Here is an 18,920-nt window from a genome sequence, read left to right as displayed (position 1 = left end):
CAATAAACAAAAGAGCAGTTCGCATCCAAAGCATAAGACGAGTGGTAGTGCGAACGGACATAATAGCTACCATTAAAAAAGCGGGTCCTTTATGAGGGACCCGTTTTAATTGTTTCCTTTTAATAATCGTAACCCGTTTAAAATAACAAGAATCGTACTTCCTTCATGCCCAATAACACCGAATGGAAGAGCTAAAAATTGTAAGAAGTTTGAACAAATGAGCATTGCAATTACAGCTAGTGAAAAGATTACGTTTTGCTTTACAATACGGTTCATTCGTTTTGATAAACGAATTGCTTGTGAAAGTCGAGATAACTCGTTCTTCATAAGTACAACGTCTGCCGTTTCTAAAGCTACGTCTGTTCCTTCTCCCATCGCTACACCAATGCTAGCAGTAGCGAGTGCAGGGGCATCATTTATACCATCTCCGACCATTGCTACTGTCCCGTATTTTTCTTTTAGCTTTTTAATCGTTTCAACCTTTGTTTCTGGTAAGCATGATGCGTAATATTCCTTTATATTACTTTCAGAGGCAATAGCTTTTGCTGTTTCTTCATTATCACCAGTAATCATAATTGCTTCGACACCGATGCTTTGTAATTCGCGAATAGCAGCTATCGTTTCTTGGCGAAGTGTATCTTTTAAAGCGATAAGCCCAAGGATGCCATCCTCGTCACTAATATAAACGACAGTTTTACCTTCTTTTTCAAGTGAAGCAGAAATACCATTATGAAATGTCTTTGTTTTTTCACCGATAAAATCAGCTTTACCTATTTTATAAGCTTTGTTTTCGAATGTTCCTTTTAGCCCAAAACCAGTTACATCTTCAACGTTTTCTGGTTTTTTTAATGTAATGTCATACGCATGTTGTGCATACTTCACAATAGATTCAGCTAAAGGATGTGTAGAATGACTTTCAATTGCTGCTGTAATAGAAAGTACTTCTTTTTCTGTCATATTTTCTCGAACATATACATCTGTTACAGTAGGTTTTCCTTCTGTTAATGTTCCTGTTTTATCAAAAGCAATTGCTTTTACTGAAGCGAGACGCTCTAAATGTATGCCACCTTTAAAGAGAATTCCGTTTCTTGCGCCGTTAGAAATAGCAGATAACGTTGCTGGTGTAATGGCAGCAACGAGTGCACAAGGAGATGCGACTACAAGTAAGATCATAGCGCGATAAAACGTTTCATTCCAGCTCCAATCTAGTAAGAAATGAGGGACGAACATCATAAGCGCAACAACGAGTAGTACACCTTTTACATATGTTCCTTCAAACTTTTCGATGAATAGTTGTGATGGTGATTTTTCACTTTGTGCACTTTGAACGAGACGAATAATCTTTTGGAATAATGTTTGATCACTCGGCTTCGTAATTGTAACTTCGATAGCACCGCGTAAATTTACAGTACCAGCAAATACTTCATCACCATATTTTTTTTCATTTGGAATAGGTTCACCAGTAATTGCCGCCTCATCGATATTTGTTTCACCGCTATGAATCGTACCGTCAGCAGGAACGCGCTCACCTGGCTTAATTAGAATAATGTCGTTAATTTGTAATCGTCCAACAGGAACACGTTCTTCAGTTCCATTTGAAATACGTAATGCTTCTTCCGGTTGTAAATCAAGAAGCGCTGAAATTTCTTTTTGACTTTTACTTAATGTATAAGATTCCATCGCACCGCTTAGTGCGAAGATAAAGATTAAAATGGCGCCTTCTGCCCAGTAGCCAATAATTGCAGCACCGATAGCAGCAAAGAGCATAAGCATTTCGACATTTAGCTCTTTCTCCTCAATTGTATCTTGAATACCTTCTTTTGCTTTTGCATATCCACCAACTATATAAGCAAGGATATAGCAAGTAATGCCTACATTCATTACATCGTTCTTTGTGAATAACCAACCAGCTAAAATGAAAATACCAGATGCGATTGCAAATATAAGTTCATAATGTTTCTTTAATGTATCCCATAAAGAGGGATGAGAAATAGACTTTTGTACTTGTAATGTTTTTACTTCTGAGTTCATTACTACTCGCTCCTTCCAAATTCTTATTGAGAAAAATAATCAAAATCGAAACCCCTATAAAACGACGAAAGCTGCCATCCATAATGGATAGCAGCATTTCTGTTGAATCTGTTTTTAACAGTTATTATGTTGTAATTATTCTATAGTATAGCATATGTTTTCGTTAGATGATATGTTTTTGTTTGCATATAAACTGAAAACTTGTGTTTTCACACTTCCTTTGGTATATATGAATATTGTTCGTAAAAAAGATCGGAAAGGAAGACAACAAGTGAAGACAGAGAAATTTTTTACCCATCCGATTGGCGTATTTATTGCTGCAATAGTAGCGACTTTTTTATGGGGGAGCGCATTCCCTTTTATTAAATTAAGTTATGCTGAACTTGGAATTCAGCCACAAGAAGTTGGGGAGCAAATATTATTTGCTGGTTATCGTTTCTTCTTATCTGGGGTTATGCTTTTATTCTTCTTTAAAGCGTTAGGAAAAGATATGAGCTTCAAAAAAGGAACGGGGAAGCAGTTAGTACAAATTGGCTTATTTCAAACATTTCTTCAATATATATGTTTTTATATTGGAATGAGTTATAGTTCTGGCATTGAAGGAGCTATCATTTCAGGAACATCATCATTCTTTCAAATTTTACTTGCGCACTTCTTATATAAAGACGATGCGCTCAATATGAAAAAAATAATTGGAGTCTCTATCGGATTTTGTGGTGTCGTTTTAGTAAATGTACCGAGTGATGGTAGTTTGTCATTCCATTTCGGAATTGGTAGTTTATTACTTCTGAGTGCAGCAATGTTGTACTCGTATGGGAATATATTGGCGAAAGAAGGTAGTAAAACATTAGATGTTGGCTATATGACAGCATACCAAATGATTTTTGGTTCTATCGGGCTATTATGTATAGGGGGTTTGCAAGTCGGAGTTATGCCATTTACATTCAGTGTACATGCAATACTTATGCTTATCTACTTATCTTTCTTATCCGCAGCAGGCTTTTGTATTTGGAATACAATTATGAAGTACAACAAAGTTGGAAAAGTATCAATGTACATGTTCTTTATACCCGTATTTGGTGTGTTATTATCGAGCATGATTTTAGGAGAAGCAATTCATTCATTTGTATTATTTGGTTTAGCATGTGTAGCCGCGGGAATTATCGTGGTGAATCGTACGCCAGCTAAGCAGAAAATGGAGCAAGAAAAACAAGTAGCATAAATAACAGGAAACCGATTACAATGGAAGAACAGTACTGTTCTTCTTTTTTTATGTAGAAAAAGGATAATAGACTAGGTATAACGAAAAAAGATACAAAAAGCATTTATTGGGGAGAACGTGTTATGAATCTACTTTACATGGTGTTAATTGCACAAATCATTCTTTTTTTAATTGGTGTAATTTATGCAATAGGACAGACAAAAAAGAAAAGAAATAATATGCCGTTACCTTTAGCGGTGCGTCTTATTCTTAGTTTTTCTTTAACAGCAAGTGCAATTTGGATATGGTTACAAGATCCATCAGTAGATTATAGTACGTGGGTTGCACTAGGAATGACGTTATCAACTGTAGGGGATTTATTTATGGCAGGTTTAATTCCAATTGGTCACAGGCTAATTGGAGGGATGATTACTTTTGCGCTTGCGCATTGTTTTTATGTAAAAGCATTTTTGCAAACAGGCATTTCATGGAATGGTTTTTGGATTGGCTTACTCGTATATGGGCTCTTTCTAATTATAGGATGGTTCTTTTTTATTCGAAATGAGAAACAAGATAAATTGTTTACGATAGGAGCGCTAATTTACGGATTGTGGGTTGGAGGAATGGCTTGCTTTGCATTCGCCTTATACTATGAGAATACAGGAATATGGTGGATACCAGCTTTTGGTGGTTTACTATTTGTGATTTCTGATTTTATTATTGGCGTGACAGATATTGGAGGGCGCAAATTAAAGTATGAACCACTTTGGATTTGGTTTACATATGTAGCGGCTCAAATGTGTATTGTATATGTGGGAATATAAAAAGATACTCTTCGAATAGTGGATAGACTATTTGAAGAGTATCTTTTTTGTTACTATGCTACAATGTTTTTTTGTTGTAGAGCAGAAAGGCTGTATTCATCTGCTGCTTTATAACCTTGGGATAATAAATCATTGATGTAAAGCTTGTTGTAAATAAAGCAGAAGACTAAGTTAGAGAATCCGAATGTAAACATACTAGCGACTAAAATAATTAAAAACCATTTCCAGTCTCCACGGAATATAGCAGGGAAGAAACCAAAGAAAAATACAGTCCAACTAAAACCAATTTTTGCTTGTTTAATTTGACCGGTATTTTCATTTTTAAGCATAACTTTCATAGAAAAAGTCCTCCTAAGTAACTAAAAATATAATGATAAATGCAAGGTATAGTATATCAAAATAATACATTCTTGAATATTATTATTTGTATTTTTGTAATATTAGAATTGAACAATTCAGAATCTTGTGGAAAATATACGGTTGAAGTCTTTATAATAAAAGTAAAAAGATGATGAGATGGTGGAATGATGCAAAAGAAAAAACGTTGGCGTGAATTCTTTGGAACAATTGCAATTGCATGTTTGTTGGTGTTTTTGGCAAAAATTTTCGTGTTTTTTCCTACGACTGTAAAAGGAGCGTCCATGAAGCCAACGTTACAAGATGGGGATAAGGTAATTGTGAATAAGTTGGCAAAGCAATTTGAAAGTTATGGAAGAGAAGATATTATTGTTGTGAAGACGGATAACTTTTATGTAAAAAGGGTTATTGGTTTGCCTGGCGATGTCATTGAGGTGAGAAATGATCAATTATATGTGAATCATGAAGTAATAGAGGAAGCGTATTTGCAAAGTAATAAAAAACAAGCTGAAAAAAAACTTATGAATTTAACAGAAGACTTTGGACCGATTACAGTTCCTAAAAATAAGATTTTTGTTATGGGAGATAATCGCTTAATAAGCAGAGATAGTAGAAATGGTTTAGGACTCATTGATAAGGCTGATGTATTAGGAGAATTAGCGGCAATTTATTATCCATTTGAACATATGAAAATAATAAATTAAAGTAAAAAAACCAAGCAAACTTCAGTTTGCTTGGTTTTTTATGTTAAATCGTAGGAGACTCATTAAATTCATAGACGTCTTCATTGTTTTTGTGCGTACTTAAAACGAATTTGTGCTGCAATAGTTGCAGTTTAAAGAATGCTAACGGATCGTGATAAGTTTCTGGATTGCTTCTTAACGTTGCTAATGTTTGCTCGTCTTCCTGTATTTCAAGTTGAGCGGCTTCTACATTTTGTTTCAATATGCTAAGTGGATCTTTAAAGAACATCATGATATCTCGTTCTAATGCGCCTTCAAATACTTCAAATTGAAGGAAGAATTGTTTTGAAATCGTTTGAGCAATTTCCGTATAGTCTTCCGTTTCAATGTATTGTTTATATTTATTTGCAAGCATAGATTGATTTTTTTGCATGTTACCAAATAGTTTTCCTGCACTCTTTAAGAAAAATTGTGTCGGTGTAAAACGTAATAAAATATTGATATTCGATACTGTAATTCTATTTGTCATACGTACAACATCTCGATGCCAATCATCTAGTAATTTGAAATCGCAAGGAAGTTTCATACGTTCTTCTTTATATAATTTATTAAACGTTTCACTCATTTCATCTAAATAAGATTGAGCTTGAATAAATTCATTATGCGCTGTTTCAATCCACTCTTGAATAAACTCAGTAAATTTAGGGAGAAGCACTTGCTGTACATGTTTTTGAATTCGTTCGTTCATCGCAGTATTTAATTCTTCATGAACTAATTTGAAATCACTATCTTCTTGAACAAGGTCAGAGCAGCTCTGTAATAATTCAGGAATTTGAGAATGGATATCTCTTGTGATTTCTTCTTTCGTTAAAAGATAAGATTCTGTAATAGAACGAATTTTATCTTTTTCAAGAGCAGTAAGATTGTTAATAAATCCGTTTAGTTTTACTGAGATATGTTTATTCCAGCGTACTGATTTGACTAATGTATTTTCTAATTCCACACGTTCATTTACAAGGTATGCGATTGTCTTTTGAGTAAACCATATTAGTTTTTCGATACGTTCTTGTTCTATATCGCGTTCTGCTAGATTAGAAAGAATAGACTCTGTCACGTCCCCAAGTTGCTGGCTTCCCTCTTGTGAAGGAGAGTATGGGAAGAACTGCGCATTTGGGAAATGGACTTTCATCTTACTCATTAGTTTTTCATTCGTATCCGCACTATTTGTATGTAATACGAAATGAATTTGTAAGTTTGGTACTTGTTCACGTAAATAAAGTAATGTATCAAGTTCTTCACCATGTAACGATGAAGCAGAATTTAATACGTAAATAAGGCTATCTGCGGCTTGTAAGTATTCAAAATATGAGCTGTTTTTATCCACTTGTCCTCGAACAGATGGTGTAACAAGAAATGCAAATTTATTCTTTCTCAAAAATCTACTTGGTAATTTAATTTCTATACATTTGTTCTCAAGTTCTGATTGTTCAGGTGTAGCCATTATTTGATGGAATTCATCAAAGTTCGGTATATTGTGCACATCTAACGCAGTGAATTCTGTTATTTCAGTTTGGCTATCATCTTTAAATAGAATAGGAGTTGTTATAGTTTCAGTTAAGATGTTCTCTCCTAATATTGAATTGACGAATGATAATTTATCATGGTCACTAGTTCCCGAAATTAGTAATTTTGTAACATTTAAATCACATAGTTCATGAACGAGTAACGTAAATTGATGACTTAAATCTACATCATTTTTTTCAGCCCATACAGCAATTGTTTCGAATAAATGAGAAACAGTTTCCATATTCACATTTGTTTCAGCTGTTGAATTAGAGAGTAGGGCTCCCGCACTTTTTACGAGTAATGACTCTAAAGTTGTAGGTGAAACTTCATTCCACGCTAACACTGCAGCAGAGACGAATAGGGCGTCTTTTGCTCTCGTTAAACTAAACCAATTTGTTAATAAGTCAGGTACAAGTCCTTGCATTTCATGCATGAAATGTTCACCAGTAATTAATTCAAAGTACGTATCTTGATAGCGTTCAACAATTTCATGCCAATCGTCATTGTTGTCTGTCTCAATATGTAAGAATAAATGATTGATTGTTTGAATCCAAGGTAGATGTGATTTTTCATTTTGATAGCTGTTCCAAAGAGCGATAACAAATTCCTTAAATTGGACTTGATCAATTGCATATAAAGCTTTTAAAGATTCATAGAAATATTCTGGTTTGATTTGTTTCGTAAATCCTTGATTCACATAATTAATTAAAGTATCGAACCAGTGTAATGATTTTGTTCGAATTCCTTCTTGAACGGCAAGTTCGATGGCATTATTCCAATCTTCTTGTTTTTCATAGAACGAGCGAGCAATTGAAGTAATATTTGGATAGTCAGGTTGAAATGCAACAGCTTCACTAATCGTCTTAAATGCTAGACCTAAACGATCTTGTTCGATATAAAGAGAAAGAAGTTGTAAGGAAACTTCCATTGTAAGAGTTGTATCTTCCGTTTGGATAGATTGATACATTTCTTCTGCTTTTGGTAAGAATCCTAGTTCAAAATAAGCATCTGCAATATTTTTGGTTGCCCAAAGTGCAAGCTCGTTATTTACTTTCTCCCATTTAAATATCGCTGCTTCAAAGTCTTTATTTTGGTAATAAAATTCACCTTGAGCAAAGCGAATATTAGAAATGTTGGAGAATTCATTTGTAGATTCATTTATATATGCTTCACCGAGTACTTCTGATACTGGAGTAGAAGTTTCTTCTGTTAAAAATGTTTTATAGTAAACCTTTTGGATAAATTGATTTTCAATGGTCATGTTCGTTCCCCCTGTATAATTTAGAAAAATGATGTTGTATGTAAAGGGTGCATGTTCTTTTAATAGGTAGAAGTTGCATTATATCGACCAAACTGTGTTTTTGCTAGGTATATCATTTTTCCTGAGAGTTAAACCGTTGCGAAAAGTAACTTTCCTTTATTGTAACAAAAAAACAAGCATATGAATTTTTATTTTTTAATCATGGTATTTGTGGATAGTAAGATTAGTCCTTCAAGAGGAGATGGATATAAGGAAAGAAGGCGGGAGTCTAGCACATGATTGATGTGTACTAAGAATGAGTGAGGTCACTGATTAATAGTTCAATTTCTGCCTGCTAAAGGAATGGATAGAAGTAGAGTTCATTATAAAAACAATGTATAGTGAATATGTATACCATGTTTGTCTGAAAGATAGAAAGGGCACAATGTGGAATAACGATCGTGTATAGGATGTGTCTTCCGAATGGAACAACATATTGGCGAGTTAATCGCACATTATGGGTATTTTGGAATTATTATAGCTTTAGCTGGCGGGATTGTTGGATTACCGATACCAGACGAGTTTTTATTGACCTTCGTTGGTTATAACGTTTCAAAAGGCGTTATGTCAGGAACTGCTGCGTTTTTAAGTGGGATTGCTGGTGCGATGTTAGGCATTACATTAAGCTACATATTAGGTTTAAAACTTGGACTCCCTGTTTTAAAAAAATATGGACCGAAAATTAGAATTAAAGAACATCACATTGAAAAAACACATATTTTATTTGAAAAATATGGCCCATTTCTTTTAATAGTTGGTTATTTTATCCCAGGAGTACGTCATTTAACAGCGTATTTTGCTGGGATGTCGAATTTAACACTTTGGCGTTTTTGTTTGTACGCTTACGGTGGTGCACTTATTTGGATAAGTGTTTTTATTGGACTTGGCTGGAAGTTAGGAGAGAAGTGGCGTTTCGTTGAGTATAGTTTGCATCATTATGGAATATGGATTTTATCCATTTCAGTAGTTGTTACATGTGTCGTATGGTTTTACATAAAGAAAAAGAAAAACCGCGAGTAGCGGTTTTTTAGCTGAAAGCGATAAATAGTACACCAGCTGTAATAAAGACAACACCAATACCAGTCATAAAGTTTAATTTTTCGCCGAGTATAATCATAGCGAGAATGATAGAAAATACGACGCTTAATTTATCGACAGGAGCTACTTGTGAAACCTTTCCTGTTTTAAGGGCAAGAAAATAAAATAGCCATGACGAAGCACCTGCAACCCCACTTAATGTGATAAAGAGCAGTGCTTTTTTATTTAGAAGTACGTCGCCAATATTTTGAAATTTACCTTGTATAATAATAACGCCTACCATAAATAATGCCATGATAATAGAACGAATCGTCGTAGCAACATTGGCATCGATTCCATCTAAACCAATCTTACCGAAAATAGATACAAGGGCAGCAGTAATTGCTGATAATAGTGCGAATAAGAGCCATGAACTCATAGTAAAATTCCTCCAATCTTACATTATTATACATGAAAATCATTCTCACGTATAAAGTGAATGGGATTTTACCGCCTCGCAAAGAGCTGGATAGATAACGAAATAATCCCCACCTTATATTTTTCATAAGGAGGGGATTATTATACTACTCTGCAATTTCTTCATATAAAAAGTACGTTACATTATAAATATGTTCTACTTCATCATCTGTCATAAACAATAATTCGTCACGCTCAATCCCTTTTTTCTTTTCGATAAACTCAATCATGTTTTTACGTTCTTCTCTTTTCATCAATTTTATTTCTCCTCTCAATCTGTTTTAATACAGTTTATTTAAGTTACTACTATTATATAACAGAATCTTTAGAAAGTTCCACCTATTTTATTGTTTTTTTCAGAAGAACTTTTCGACAAAACAAGCCCACCTAAAGGTGGGCTTGTTTCACTTTATAGTCGTAAAAACTCGGGCTCCGTCGTACCGGCACCATCGATGTAATAAATTGTATCGGGGTTGATTTTAATTAGTACATAATTAGGGTCTTCAGGACCGAGTAACCAACGCTTTAAGCTATTACTCCAAAACTTGTTTTTTAATGTGGAGTCTTCCTCGATGGAGGCTAAGCCTTCCACTTCGATATAATCTTCATCTAATTTTTTTCCTTCACGACCAAGTAGTACATGTACATTTGGATTGGTTTTAATATCTGTTATCTTTTTTGATTGTCGATCTGTTGCAACATACAGTACAAAATCTTCGTGGAAAAACATCATAAAGGCGCTATGAGGTTTCTCATTTCGTACTGTAGATAATACACCGGTACGTTGACCTTGAATAATAGTTGCGATTTTTTCTTTTAAGTGCATATTTTTTACCTCTTTTCTTAATTTACATTTTCTTTATTTAAACAAGATGATTTAAACATCTTTCATACTGTTTTCTTCAATTCAATTTTTTAAACGCAATTGTGATGAAATCGGACAAGTTAGGAGAAGAATAATAATAATATCGAGGAGAAATACATACGATGGAAGGATGAAAAGCATGTTTAATAAAATATTTCTTATCGTGGCGCTTATAGGTGTACCATTGTCTGTACTTGGGAAAACACTTCATTGGCCTCAAACAATTATGTTTGCTGTGTATTGTATTACGATTATCGCATTAGCGGGTTTTATGGGGAGAGCGACAGAAAGTTTGGCAATTGTATCTGGTCCTAGAATAGGTGGATTATTAAATGCTACTTTCGGTAACGCTGTTGAACTAATCATTTCGATTTTTGCACTTCAGGCAGGATTAATTGAAGTTGTGTTAGCTTCTTTAACAGGTTCTGTACTTGGAAATTTATTATTAGTAGGAGGGCTATCCTTCTTTGTGGGAGGGCTTAAATATAAAAGACAAAGTTTTAATGTATATGATGCAAGGCATAATTCGGCTTTATTAATCTTTGCTGTAGTAGTAGCATTTGTTATTCCAGAGATTTTTTCAATGAAGATGGACGCTGGAAAGACGTATCAGTTAAGTATAGGTGTCTCGATTATTATGATTATTATGTACCTTGCTGCATTGCTATTTAAGTTAGTTACGCACCGTGGTGTATATCAGCATAAAAGTGATGAAGTCGCTCATGAGGAAGAACCAGAGTGGTCGAAAGGGAAAGCATTACTCATTTTAGCGATAGCAACAATTGCGGTAGCTTATGTGTCAGAGGCGCTCGTGCATACATTTGAGACAGTTGCAAAATCATTTGGTTGGTCAGAATTGTTTATAGGTGTTATTATCGTTGCGATTGTTGGAAATGCAGCAGAACATGCATCTGCAATTATTATGGCGTATAAAAATAAAGTAAATATTGCAGTTGAGATTGCGATAGGTTCTACATTACAAATTGCCATGTTTGTTGCTCCTGTATTAGTACTGCTTTCTATGTTTTTCACGCAAAGGATGCCTTTAGTATTTACAATACCAGAACTTGTTTCTATGATTACAGCTGTTTTTTTAACGATTGCGATTTCAAATGATGGAGATACAAACTGGTTTGAAGGCGGTACTTTATTAGCTGCGTATGTCATTATGGGAATTGGTTTTTATTTATTATGAAAAATAGGCATAACAATTGTGCTCAGAGAAAACAATAAACGAAGTAGTATATATACCTTTATGTAGGAAGGAGCCAGACAGGTGAAACGAGTATACAGCATATGTCTTTCAACTATGGTCTCGTTTATTTTATTATTTCCTAACAGTGGCTTTGCAAAGACAACAGTAGAAACAAAAATGCCTTCATCTGTTTTAAATATTTCTAAAGACAATACGTTTCCAAATGATGCGCAAGATTTACCGCGTTTACAGCCGAGTAAGTTTGCTCAAGAATTATTAAAAACAGCAAATATTAAAATTGAAAATCCGGACTTAATTCGAATGTTTAATGAAACAACAATTTCGAATGCGCCGCTTGCGGTAGGGTACCGAGCAAAGATTTATTTAGGGCAATGGGCTTTACATTATGAATCGATTGATACATCGGTTAATTGGGAATATAAACAAGTAAATCGCAATGTGTACGATAATCGCGGAGGAGATCGCCTATATCCACTACGCTATAAGCAAGAAACACAAAAGACGGTTGAAGGTGATTTAACAGCAGATATGAAAGATGCTGCAGATGTGAAAAAAATGATGCTTCTCAAAGCACTTGAAAAAGTACAATTGCCACTTTCATTTAAAACGACTATTGGTTATGGTACAGGGCATGAGCGTGTGTATAATATTAGTCCGAGTCAACTTGGATATTTATATGCTTATACACCAGCAGTAAATGAAAAAGGAAAAGTAACGTTTGGAGAAGTATACCTTGTATTAAAGGGAAATCAAAAAAGGCTCGTTGTAAAAAATATTACTTCTCAAGGAATTGGAGCCGCTATCCCAATTCATGATCATTTATATTTTAAATTCATTTCTTCTTCTCATTCGCAATAAGATAAAAAACGTCAGCTTATAAGCTGACGTTTTTTTATAATGTAATATTTGCTGTTTTTGATAAGAAATCTTCGGTTGGATAGTAGCTGTTTTTTACAAGAACATTCGGTCCAAGACATTTTACTGCTGGACAGTGACAGCTTAATGATTTTGCTGTTTTTGAAGCGCTCCATTTTTCATACGCTTCTTGTAACGTATTTGTTTGAATGTTACCTAGAAGTGGAACATCACCAAAGTCCGTTACAATAATATTTCCATCAAAAATATTTACATTTAAACGAGAACGGCCATCGGGATCGTTACGAACAGTTACATTTTTGCTCTTTTGTAATTTTTTAAATGTGGCAATGTCTCGCTCATCATCGCTACAAGCATAGAAAGGTAAAGTTCCAAATAACATCCATACATTTTCATCGCGAATTTCTAGTAAATGCTCAATTGCATCACGAATTTCAGCTTTTGTTAAAATCTCTAGATTACTCGCGAAGTCACTTGGATACATTGGGTGAACCTCATGACGTTTACATCCCATTTCATCAACGATTTGACGATGAATATGCTCAATGTGTGGTAGAGTTCGTTTATTCAACATCGTTTCGGCTGATACGAGTACACCTGCATCTGATAGAGCTTTACTATTTGTGATCATACGTTCAAATAATTTTGCACGCTGTTCATACGTAGGTTTACGCTCCATCATTGCAAATCCGCCTTCAACGAAGTCGTCAATTGTTCCCCAGTTATGAGATATATGCAATACGTCTAAATAGGGAATAATTTGTTCGTAACGTGCTAAATCTATAGTTAAGTTTGAGTTGATTTGAGTGCGAACACCTCGTTCGTGGGCGTATTTTAAGAGTGGTGTTACATAGTTGTCGACGGATTTTTTTGAAAGCATAGGTTCTCCGCCAGTAATACTTAAAGAACGTAAATGAGGAATCTCATCTAATCGTTTTAATAAAAGATCCATCGGAAGCGGATTCGGGTCTTTCGGCTGTAACGTGTAACCAACAGCGCAATGCTCACAGCGCATATTGCATAACGTCGTTGTTGTAAACTCAACATTTGTTAATAGTAGTTTGCCGTACTCTTCAAGGTCCATATACGCTTCCCATGGATCGTAAGAAGGAGTAATCGGCTTCATTTTTTGTGATATCGTCATATGAAATACTCCTTTGACTATTGAAATAACAATTTGTCCATCCTCTATAATAGAAGAATATGTGCTTTTTATAAAGCGAAACTTTTTAGAGGAAAAAGAGAGAGGGCTTACATTATAGTGAATAACCGTGACAAAATTGATGAAATTACATACCCATTGTAATCATTTTTGCGGTATAATAAAAGCAACTCGAATTAAAAGGAGAGTGCCTTCATGGGAAAAGCAATTCAAGATAAAGATACACAATTAGTATATTTAAAAGAACGTTTAAATATGTTCATTGAAGTAATTGATACAATTGAACCTGAAGAAGTAGAATTAGAAGATGTAGATCGTCTTCTTGCAATGCTAGATGAATTAGAATTAAAATGTGAGCAATTTAAAAAAGACGAATAATATATTAAAAAGGCTGCCAATTCCAATTTGGTAGCCTTTTTCTGTGCGGATAATAGAAGGACGATAGAAAAAGAGGTATAATCAAGTTGTGAAAAATTTCATGTATGCTTGAATAGCGTGAAACAAATAAAAAGCTGCAGAGCATAATAGTGGAATTTTCAGCTCATAACGTTTTGGTAGCGTTCACAATTGAGGGGGAAGTAACAATGGAAAAGCTTCAAGAAAGCATGTATCAACTAATTGTTGAAACGTCAACGAACTTACCGAAAGATGTTCGTCGTGCGATTCAACAAGCGAAAGAGCGAGAAAATGCAGGGACTCGTTCTGCGATGGCACTTGGCACAATTACAAATAATATTAAAATGGCTGATGATAAAATCTCGCCAATTTGCCAAGATACAGGGATGCCAACGTTTAAAATTTATACACCAGTTGGTGTGAATCAATTAAAGTTGAAGGAAGCTATCTATAATGCGCTTGAGCGGGCGACAAAAGATGGTAAACTTCGTCCAAATTCTGTTGATTCTCTTTTTGGAGACAATAGTGGAAATAATTTAGGACCAGGTACACCGGTTATTAAGTTTGAACAATGGGAAAAAGATTATATTGATGCACGTTTAATCCTAAAGGGGGGGGGCTGTGAGAATAAAAATATTCAGTATAGCTTACCGTGTGAACTAGAAGGACTTGGACGAGCTGGCCGTGATTTAGAAGGGATTCGTAAATGCCTTCTTCATGCGGTATATCAAGCACAAGGTCAAGGATGTAGTGCAGGTGTAATTGGTGTTGGTATCGGGGGAGACCGCACATCAGGTTACGAATTAGCAAAAAATCAATTATTCCGTACATTAGATGATGTCAATCCAATCCCAGAATTACAACAGCTTGAAGAATATGTATTAGAAAATGCGAATAAGCTTGGCATTGGTACGATGGGATTTGGCGGAGAAACAACTTTACTTGGCTGTAAAATTGGCGTGTATAACCGTCTGCCAGCTAGTTTCTACGTATCTGTGGCGTATAATTGCTGGGCATACCGTCGCCTTGGTGTAACAATCCATCCTGAAACAGGTGAAATTATGGATTGGTTATATCAAGAAGGTGAAGATACACTGGAGCAAGAAGTACAAGAAAAAACGGAGCAGCGTGAAATTGTATTACAAGCGCCAATTACAGAAGAGCAAATTCGTGAACTTCGCGTTGGTGATGTTGTAACAATTAATGGCATGATGTATACAGGTCGTGACGCAATTCATAAGCATTTAATGGATAACGATTGTCCAGTAGATTTAAATGGACAAATTATTTACCACTGTGGTCCAGTTGTTGTGAAAGATGACAATGACAATTGGCAAATTAAAGCGGCAGGTCCAACGACAAGTATTCGTGAAGAACCGTACCAAGGTGATATTATGAAGAAATTCGGTATTAGAGCTGTCATTGGAAAAGGCGGCATGGGTGCGAAAACATTAGCAGCTTTAGAAGAACACGGCGGTGTATATTTAAACGCAATTGGTGGTGCAGCGCAATATTATGCTGAATGTATTAAAGAAGTGAAAGATGTTGATTTCTTACAATTTGGTATTCCAGAGGCAATGTGGCATTTACGTATCGATGGATTTAAAGCAGTTGTAACAATGGATTCTCACGGTAATAGCTTACATGCAGATGTTGATAAAACATCACTTGAAAAATTAGCTAGCTTTAAAGAGCCAGTATTTAAGTAAACAAAAATGCATCTCGAACGATTCGAGATGCATTTTTTTGGTATATATAGAAAAACATGTTCAGCATGAAAGAATGCGTAGCAACAGAAACTACGAGTACGATTATATATGGAAAGGAGACTATTTATGAAACATAAATGGTTATATATCGGTCTCATTTTTTCAATTATGATGGCACTTGTTCCAGTTTCGGCATTAGCTTATACAAATACTCCACATAACTGGGGAATCCCGCGTCCTAAAAATGAAACAGTACCAGATGCAGGAAAGTTATATACAGATTTACTACAAAAAAATGGCGGGTTTTATTTAGGGGATACGAAGAAAAAAGATATTTATTTAACATTTGATAATGGTTATGAGAATGGATACACAGGGAAAATCTTAGATGTATTAAAAGAGAAAAAAGTACCAGCAACTTTCTTTGTAACGGGGCATTACATTAAAACACAAAAAGATTTATTGTTAAGAATGAAGAATGAAGGACACATTATTGGAAACCATTCTTGGAGTCATCCTGATTTCACAGCGGTAAACGATGAGAAACTTCGTGAAGAATTAACGAGTGTAACGGAAGAAATTAAAAAAGTAACTGGGCAAAAAGAAGTGAAATATGTACGTCCCCCGCGCGGCGTATTTAGTGAAAGAACGTTAGCTCTTACGAAAGAAATGGGCTACTATAATGTATTTTGGTCACTTGCATTTTTGGATTGGAAAGTAGATCAGCAAAGAGGGTGGCAATATGCGCATAATAATGTTATGACGATGATTCATCCAGGATCTATTTTATTACTTCATGCAATATCAAAAGATAATGCAGAAGCACTTGCAAAAATCATTGATGATTTGCGCGAGAAAGGGTATCATTTTAAAAGTCTAGATGACTTAGTAAAAAGCAATCAACCGTAAGCATGTATGCTTGCGGTTTTCTCATGCTATAATGATGTGTAAAAAGGATGGGGAAACGTATGTGGAGCGAACATGTTACGTTAGAGTATCCGTATCATTTTGAAGAAGTATTAAAACGTTTATCTTTTGATCCTCTTAACGTCATTCAATTAGATGAGAAAGTTATTTATGTCCCGCTTTGTATAGACGAGGAACAGATTGTTGTTCGTCTGCAAGGGATTGGTACTGTTCAAAATCCACAGTTTTGGATTTCTAGTCAGACAGGAGATTCAGAGAAAGTCATGAAACGAATGAGGGCCATTTTTCATTGGAATGAACCGTTTCAAGATATACAAAATCATTTTTTAAACACATCATTACGTCCACTATTTGAAACATATGCTTATACTCCAATTATTTTAGAATTTGATTATTTTGCTTGTCTTCTTCGCTGTATCATTCATCAACAAATAAATTTGAAATTTGCTACTGTGTTAACAGAACAGTTTGTGAAACGATATGGAACAGAGAAGAACGGTGTATTCTTTTTCCCCACTCCAGAAATAGTAGCAAATATTTCAATAGAGGAATTGAGAGAGCAGAAGTTTAGTCAGCGAAAAGCTGAATATATGGTAGGATTAGCAAAGTGTATTATAGGTGGTAAGTTAGATTTAACTAGAATAGAAAACGAAACAGAAGAAGGGGTTACAGCACAATTGTTACCAATTAGGGGGATTGGTGCATGGACAGTGCAAAACTTTTTAATGTTTGGGCTTGGACGGAAAAATATGTTTCCGAAAGCAGACATTGGGATTCAGCGTGCAGTACAAGGTGTATTTCAATTAGATGAGAAACCTGATGATGCATTTTTAGAAAACGTGAAACAAGAGTGTGAACCATACTGCAGTTATGCAGCGTTATATTTATGGAAAAGTATAGAGTAGAGGTGTAATAATGATACAAAAGCAACATGAGAGTAAGTTGGAAGTTGGTCAAACGTTTCCTGTGACAATTAAACGTCTTGGGATTAACGGAGAAGGCGTTGGTTATTTTAAGAGACAAGTTGTCTTCATTCCCGGGGCATTACCAGGAGAAGAAGTTGTTGCTGAAACGACGAAAATTCAGCGTGGCTTCGCTGAAGCAAAAGTGAAAAAGATTCGTAAAGCTTCACCACATCGTGTGAAAGCGCCATGTCCGGTATATGAAGAGTGCGGCGGTTGCCAATTGCAACATTTAGACTATAAAGAACAATTAAATCAAAAGCGTGATATCGTTGTACAAGCATTTGAGAAGTACATGAAAAACAGTTTGGAAGAGAAAATTCGTCCGACGCTTGGCATGGAAAATCCATGGCATTATCGTAATAAGAGCCAACTACAAGTGGGGCGTAAAGACGAAAAGGTTATTACAGGGCTGTATAAACAAAATTCACATCAGTTAATTGATATTGCTCATTGTATGATTCAACATAAAGCAACGAATGAAGCGACAAAAGTTGTAAGACGTATTTTAGAAAAATTAAATGTTTCTATTTACAATGAGAAAAAACAAAAAGGTTTAGTACGTACAATTGTGACACGTACTGCAGTTCAAACAGGGGAAGTACAAGTTACACTGATTACAACAAAAGAAGAATTGCCAAATAAAGAGCAATTTATCGCAGAAGTACAAAAACAGATGCCAGCTGTTAAATCAATTATGCAAAATGTAAACTGGCGTAAAACATCTGTTATTTTCGGTGATAAAACATTTAAATTAGCTGGAAAAGAAGTAATTCAAGAAACACTTGGTGATTTATCATTTGAATTATCAGCACGTGCATTCTTCCAGTTGAATCCAGAACAAACGGTTGTTTTATATAATGAAGCGAAAAAAGCCGCTGCTTTAACAGGAAATGAGAAAATTGTAGATGCGTATTGTGGTGTTGGTACAATCGGACTTTGGCTTGCAAATGATGCAGCGGAAGTACGTGGTATGGATGTAATTCCAGAAGCAATTGCAGATGCAAGAAAAAATGCGAAGCGTCACGGATTTACAAATACGAAGTATGAAGCAGGTAAAGCTGAACAATGGTTACCGAAATGGGTAAAAGAAGGATGGCGTCCAGATGTAATTGTTGTCGATCCACCTCGTACAGGTTGCGATGATAAATTACTGGAAACAATTTTAAAAGTGAAGCCGAAACAAGTTGTTTACGTATCTTGTAACCCTTCTTCATTAGCACGTGATGTACAAGCGTTAATGAAGAGCTATGAAGTGGAATATGTACAACCAGTTGATATGTTCCCGCATACAGCTCATGTAGAAAATGTAGTGAAGCTTGTTAGAAAGTAAAGTGTATTTATATTCCCT

18 protein-coding genes are annotated in these 18,920 nt (G+C 35.1%); 11 read left to right on the top strand and 7 right to left on the bottom strand.

The window, feature by feature from the left end; genetic code table 11:
• Positions 1-105: 105 nt before the first annotated feature.
• Positions 106-2,031, bottom strand: coding sequence for a heavy metal translocating P-type ATPase (locus QCI73_RS25245; protein WP_353823962.1), 1,926 nt, complete (start codon positions 2,029-2,031; stop codon positions 106-108).
• 271 nt (positions 2,032-2,302) lie between these two features.
• Here QCI73_RS25245 and QCI73_RS25240 point away from each other — a divergent pair, with 271 nt between their 5' ends.
• Both QCI73_RS25240 and QCI73_RS25235 read left to right on the top strand, forming a co-directional pair.
• Complete coding sequence (locus tag QCI73_RS25240; protein WP_262724594.1) at positions 2,303-3,253, top strand: DMT family transporter; 951 nt, start codon at positions 2,303-2,305, stop codon at positions 3,251-3,253.
• Positions 3,254-3,375: 122 nt separating this feature from the next.
• The gene (locus QCI73_RS25235) at positions 3,376-4,056 is read left to right on the top strand and encodes a lysoplasmalogenase (protein WP_001051052.1); all 681 of its coding nucleotides are present in this window, start codon (positions 3,376-3,378) and stop codon (positions 4,054-4,056) included.
• 53 nt (positions 4,057-4,109) lie between these two features.
• Here the strand turns inward: QCI73_RS25235 and QCI73_RS25230 are convergent, their stop codons facing one another.
• On the bottom strand, positions 4,110-4,394 hold the full coding sequence (locus QCI73_RS25230; protein ID WP_000867043.1) for a hypothetical protein: 285 nt from the start codon (positions 4,392-4,394) through the stop codon (positions 4,110-4,112).
• A gap of 186 nt (positions 4,395-4,580) precedes the next feature.
• Here QCI73_RS25230 and lepB point away from each other — a divergent pair, with 186 nt between their 5' ends.
• Positions 4,581-5,117 (top strand): signal peptidase I, encoded by a 537-nt coding sequence (gene lepB / locus QCI73_RS25225; protein ID WP_003304469.1) that lies wholly within the window; start codon positions 4,581-4,583, stop codon positions 5,115-5,117.
• 43 nt (positions 5,118-5,160) lie between these two features.
• Here lepB and QCI73_RS25220 read toward each other — a convergent pair whose 3' ends face one another.
• Positions 5,161-7,923 (bottom strand): tetratricopeptide repeat protein, encoded by a 2,763-nt coding sequence (locus QCI73_RS25220; RefSeq protein ID WP_200730810.1) that lies wholly within the window; start codon positions 7,921-7,923, stop codon positions 5,161-5,163.
• 462 nt (positions 7,924-8,385) lie between these two features.
• Here QCI73_RS25220 and QCI73_RS25215 point away from each other — a divergent pair, with 462 nt between their 5' ends.
• On the top strand, positions 8,386-8,982 hold the full coding sequence (locus tag QCI73_RS25215) for a DedA family protein (protein ID WP_200730809.1): 597 nt from the start codon (positions 8,386-8,388) through the stop codon (positions 8,980-8,982).
• 7 nt (positions 8,983-8,989) lie between these two features.
• Here the strand turns inward: QCI73_RS25215 and QCI73_RS25210 are convergent, their stop codons facing one another.
• The 3 genes from QCI73_RS25210 to QCI73_RS25200 all read right to left on the bottom strand — a co-directional run bounded on the left by QCI73_RS25210 (position 8,990) and on the right by QCI73_RS25200 (position 10,282).
• On the bottom strand, positions 8,990-9,418 hold the full coding sequence (locus tag QCI73_RS25210) for an EamA family transporter (RefSeq protein WP_200730808.1): 429 nt from the start codon (positions 9,416-9,418) through the stop codon (positions 8,990-8,992).
• A gap of 145 nt (positions 9,419-9,563) precedes the next feature.
• A complete protein-coding gene (locus tag QCI73_RS25205) occupies positions 9,564-9,710 on the bottom strand; it encodes a BH0509 family protein (protein ID WP_000817786.1) in 147 nt (48 codons plus the stop codon).
• A 155-nt stretch (positions 9,711-9,865) separates the two neighbouring features.
• Complete coding sequence (locus QCI73_RS25200) at positions 9,866-10,282, bottom strand: pyridoxamine 5'-phosphate oxidase family protein (RefSeq protein ID WP_200730807.1); 417 nt, start codon at positions 10,280-10,282, stop codon at positions 9,866-9,868.
• 178 nt (positions 10,283-10,460) lie between these two features.
• On the opposite strand from QCI73_RS25200, the gene cax reads away from it, so the two are divergent.
• Together cax and QCI73_RS25190 are read left to right on the top strand one after the other, a co-directional pair.
• The gene (cax, locus tag QCI73_RS25195; protein ID WP_000482144.1) at positions 10,461-11,516 is read left to right on the top strand and encodes a calcium/proton exchanger; all 1,056 of its coding nucleotides are present in this window, start codon (positions 10,461-10,463) and stop codon (positions 11,514-11,516) included.
• Between the two features lie 81 nt (positions 11,517-11,597).
• Positions 11,598-12,395, top strand: a complete 798-nt coding sequence (locus QCI73_RS25190) for a YfkD famly protein (protein WP_001992424.1) — start codon at positions 11,598-11,600, stop codon at positions 12,393-12,395.
• 34 nt (positions 12,396-12,429) lie between these two features.
• Here the strand turns inward: QCI73_RS25190 and yfkAB are convergent, their stop codons facing one another.
• Positions 12,430-13,557: a radical SAM/CxCxxxxC motif protein YfkAB gene (yfkAB, locus tag QCI73_RS25185; protein ID WP_000156010.1), complete on the bottom strand. Its 1,128-nt coding sequence runs from the start codon at positions 13,555-13,557 to the stop codon at positions 12,430-12,432.
• A gap of 213 nt (positions 13,558-13,770) precedes the next feature.
• On the opposite strand from yfkAB, the gene QCI73_RS25180 reads away from it, so the two are divergent.
• The 5 genes from QCI73_RS25180 (at position 13,771) to rlmD (ending at position 18,902) form a co-directional block, all read left to right on the top strand.
• The gene (locus QCI73_RS25180; protein ID WP_000513558.1) at positions 13,771-13,953 is read left to right on the top strand and encodes an SE1561 family protein; all 183 of its coding nucleotides are present in this window, start codon (positions 13,771-13,773) and stop codon (positions 13,951-13,953) included.
• A gap of 206 nt (positions 13,954-14,159) precedes the next feature.
• Positions 14,160-15,680, top strand: a complete 1,521-nt coding sequence (gene fumA / locus QCI73_RS25175) for a class I fumarate hydratase (RefSeq protein WP_200730806.1) — start codon at positions 14,160-14,162, stop codon at positions 15,678-15,680.
• 126 nt (positions 15,681-15,806) lie between these two features.
• Entirely contained in the window at positions 15,807-16,589 is a 783-nt protein-coding gene (pdaA, locus tag QCI73_RS25170) for a delta-lactam-biosynthetic de-N-acetylase (protein WP_000681212.1), read from the top strand.
• A gap of 59 nt (positions 16,590-16,648) precedes the next feature.
• On the top strand, positions 16,649-17,512 hold the full coding sequence (locus tag QCI73_RS25165; protein ID WP_200730805.1) for a DNA-3-methyladenine glycosylase family protein: 864 nt from the start codon (positions 16,649-16,651) through the stop codon (positions 17,510-17,512).
• A gap of 10 nt (positions 17,513-17,522) precedes the next feature.
• Entirely contained in the window at positions 17,523-18,902 is a 1,380-nt protein-coding gene (rlmD, locus tag QCI73_RS25160; RefSeq protein WP_062822173.1) for a 23S rRNA (uracil(1939)-C(5))-methyltransferase RlmD, read from the top strand.
• The last annotated feature ends 18 nt before the right edge of the window (positions 18,903-18,920 follow it).

This window comes from Bacillus cereus group sp. MG16 (assembly GCF_040459875.1).
Taxonomy (GTDB): Bacteria; Bacillota; Bacilli; order Bacillales; family Bacillaceae_G; genus Bacillus_A; species Bacillus_A paranthracis.
This window is presented reverse-complemented; position numbering and strand designations above follow the sequence as displayed.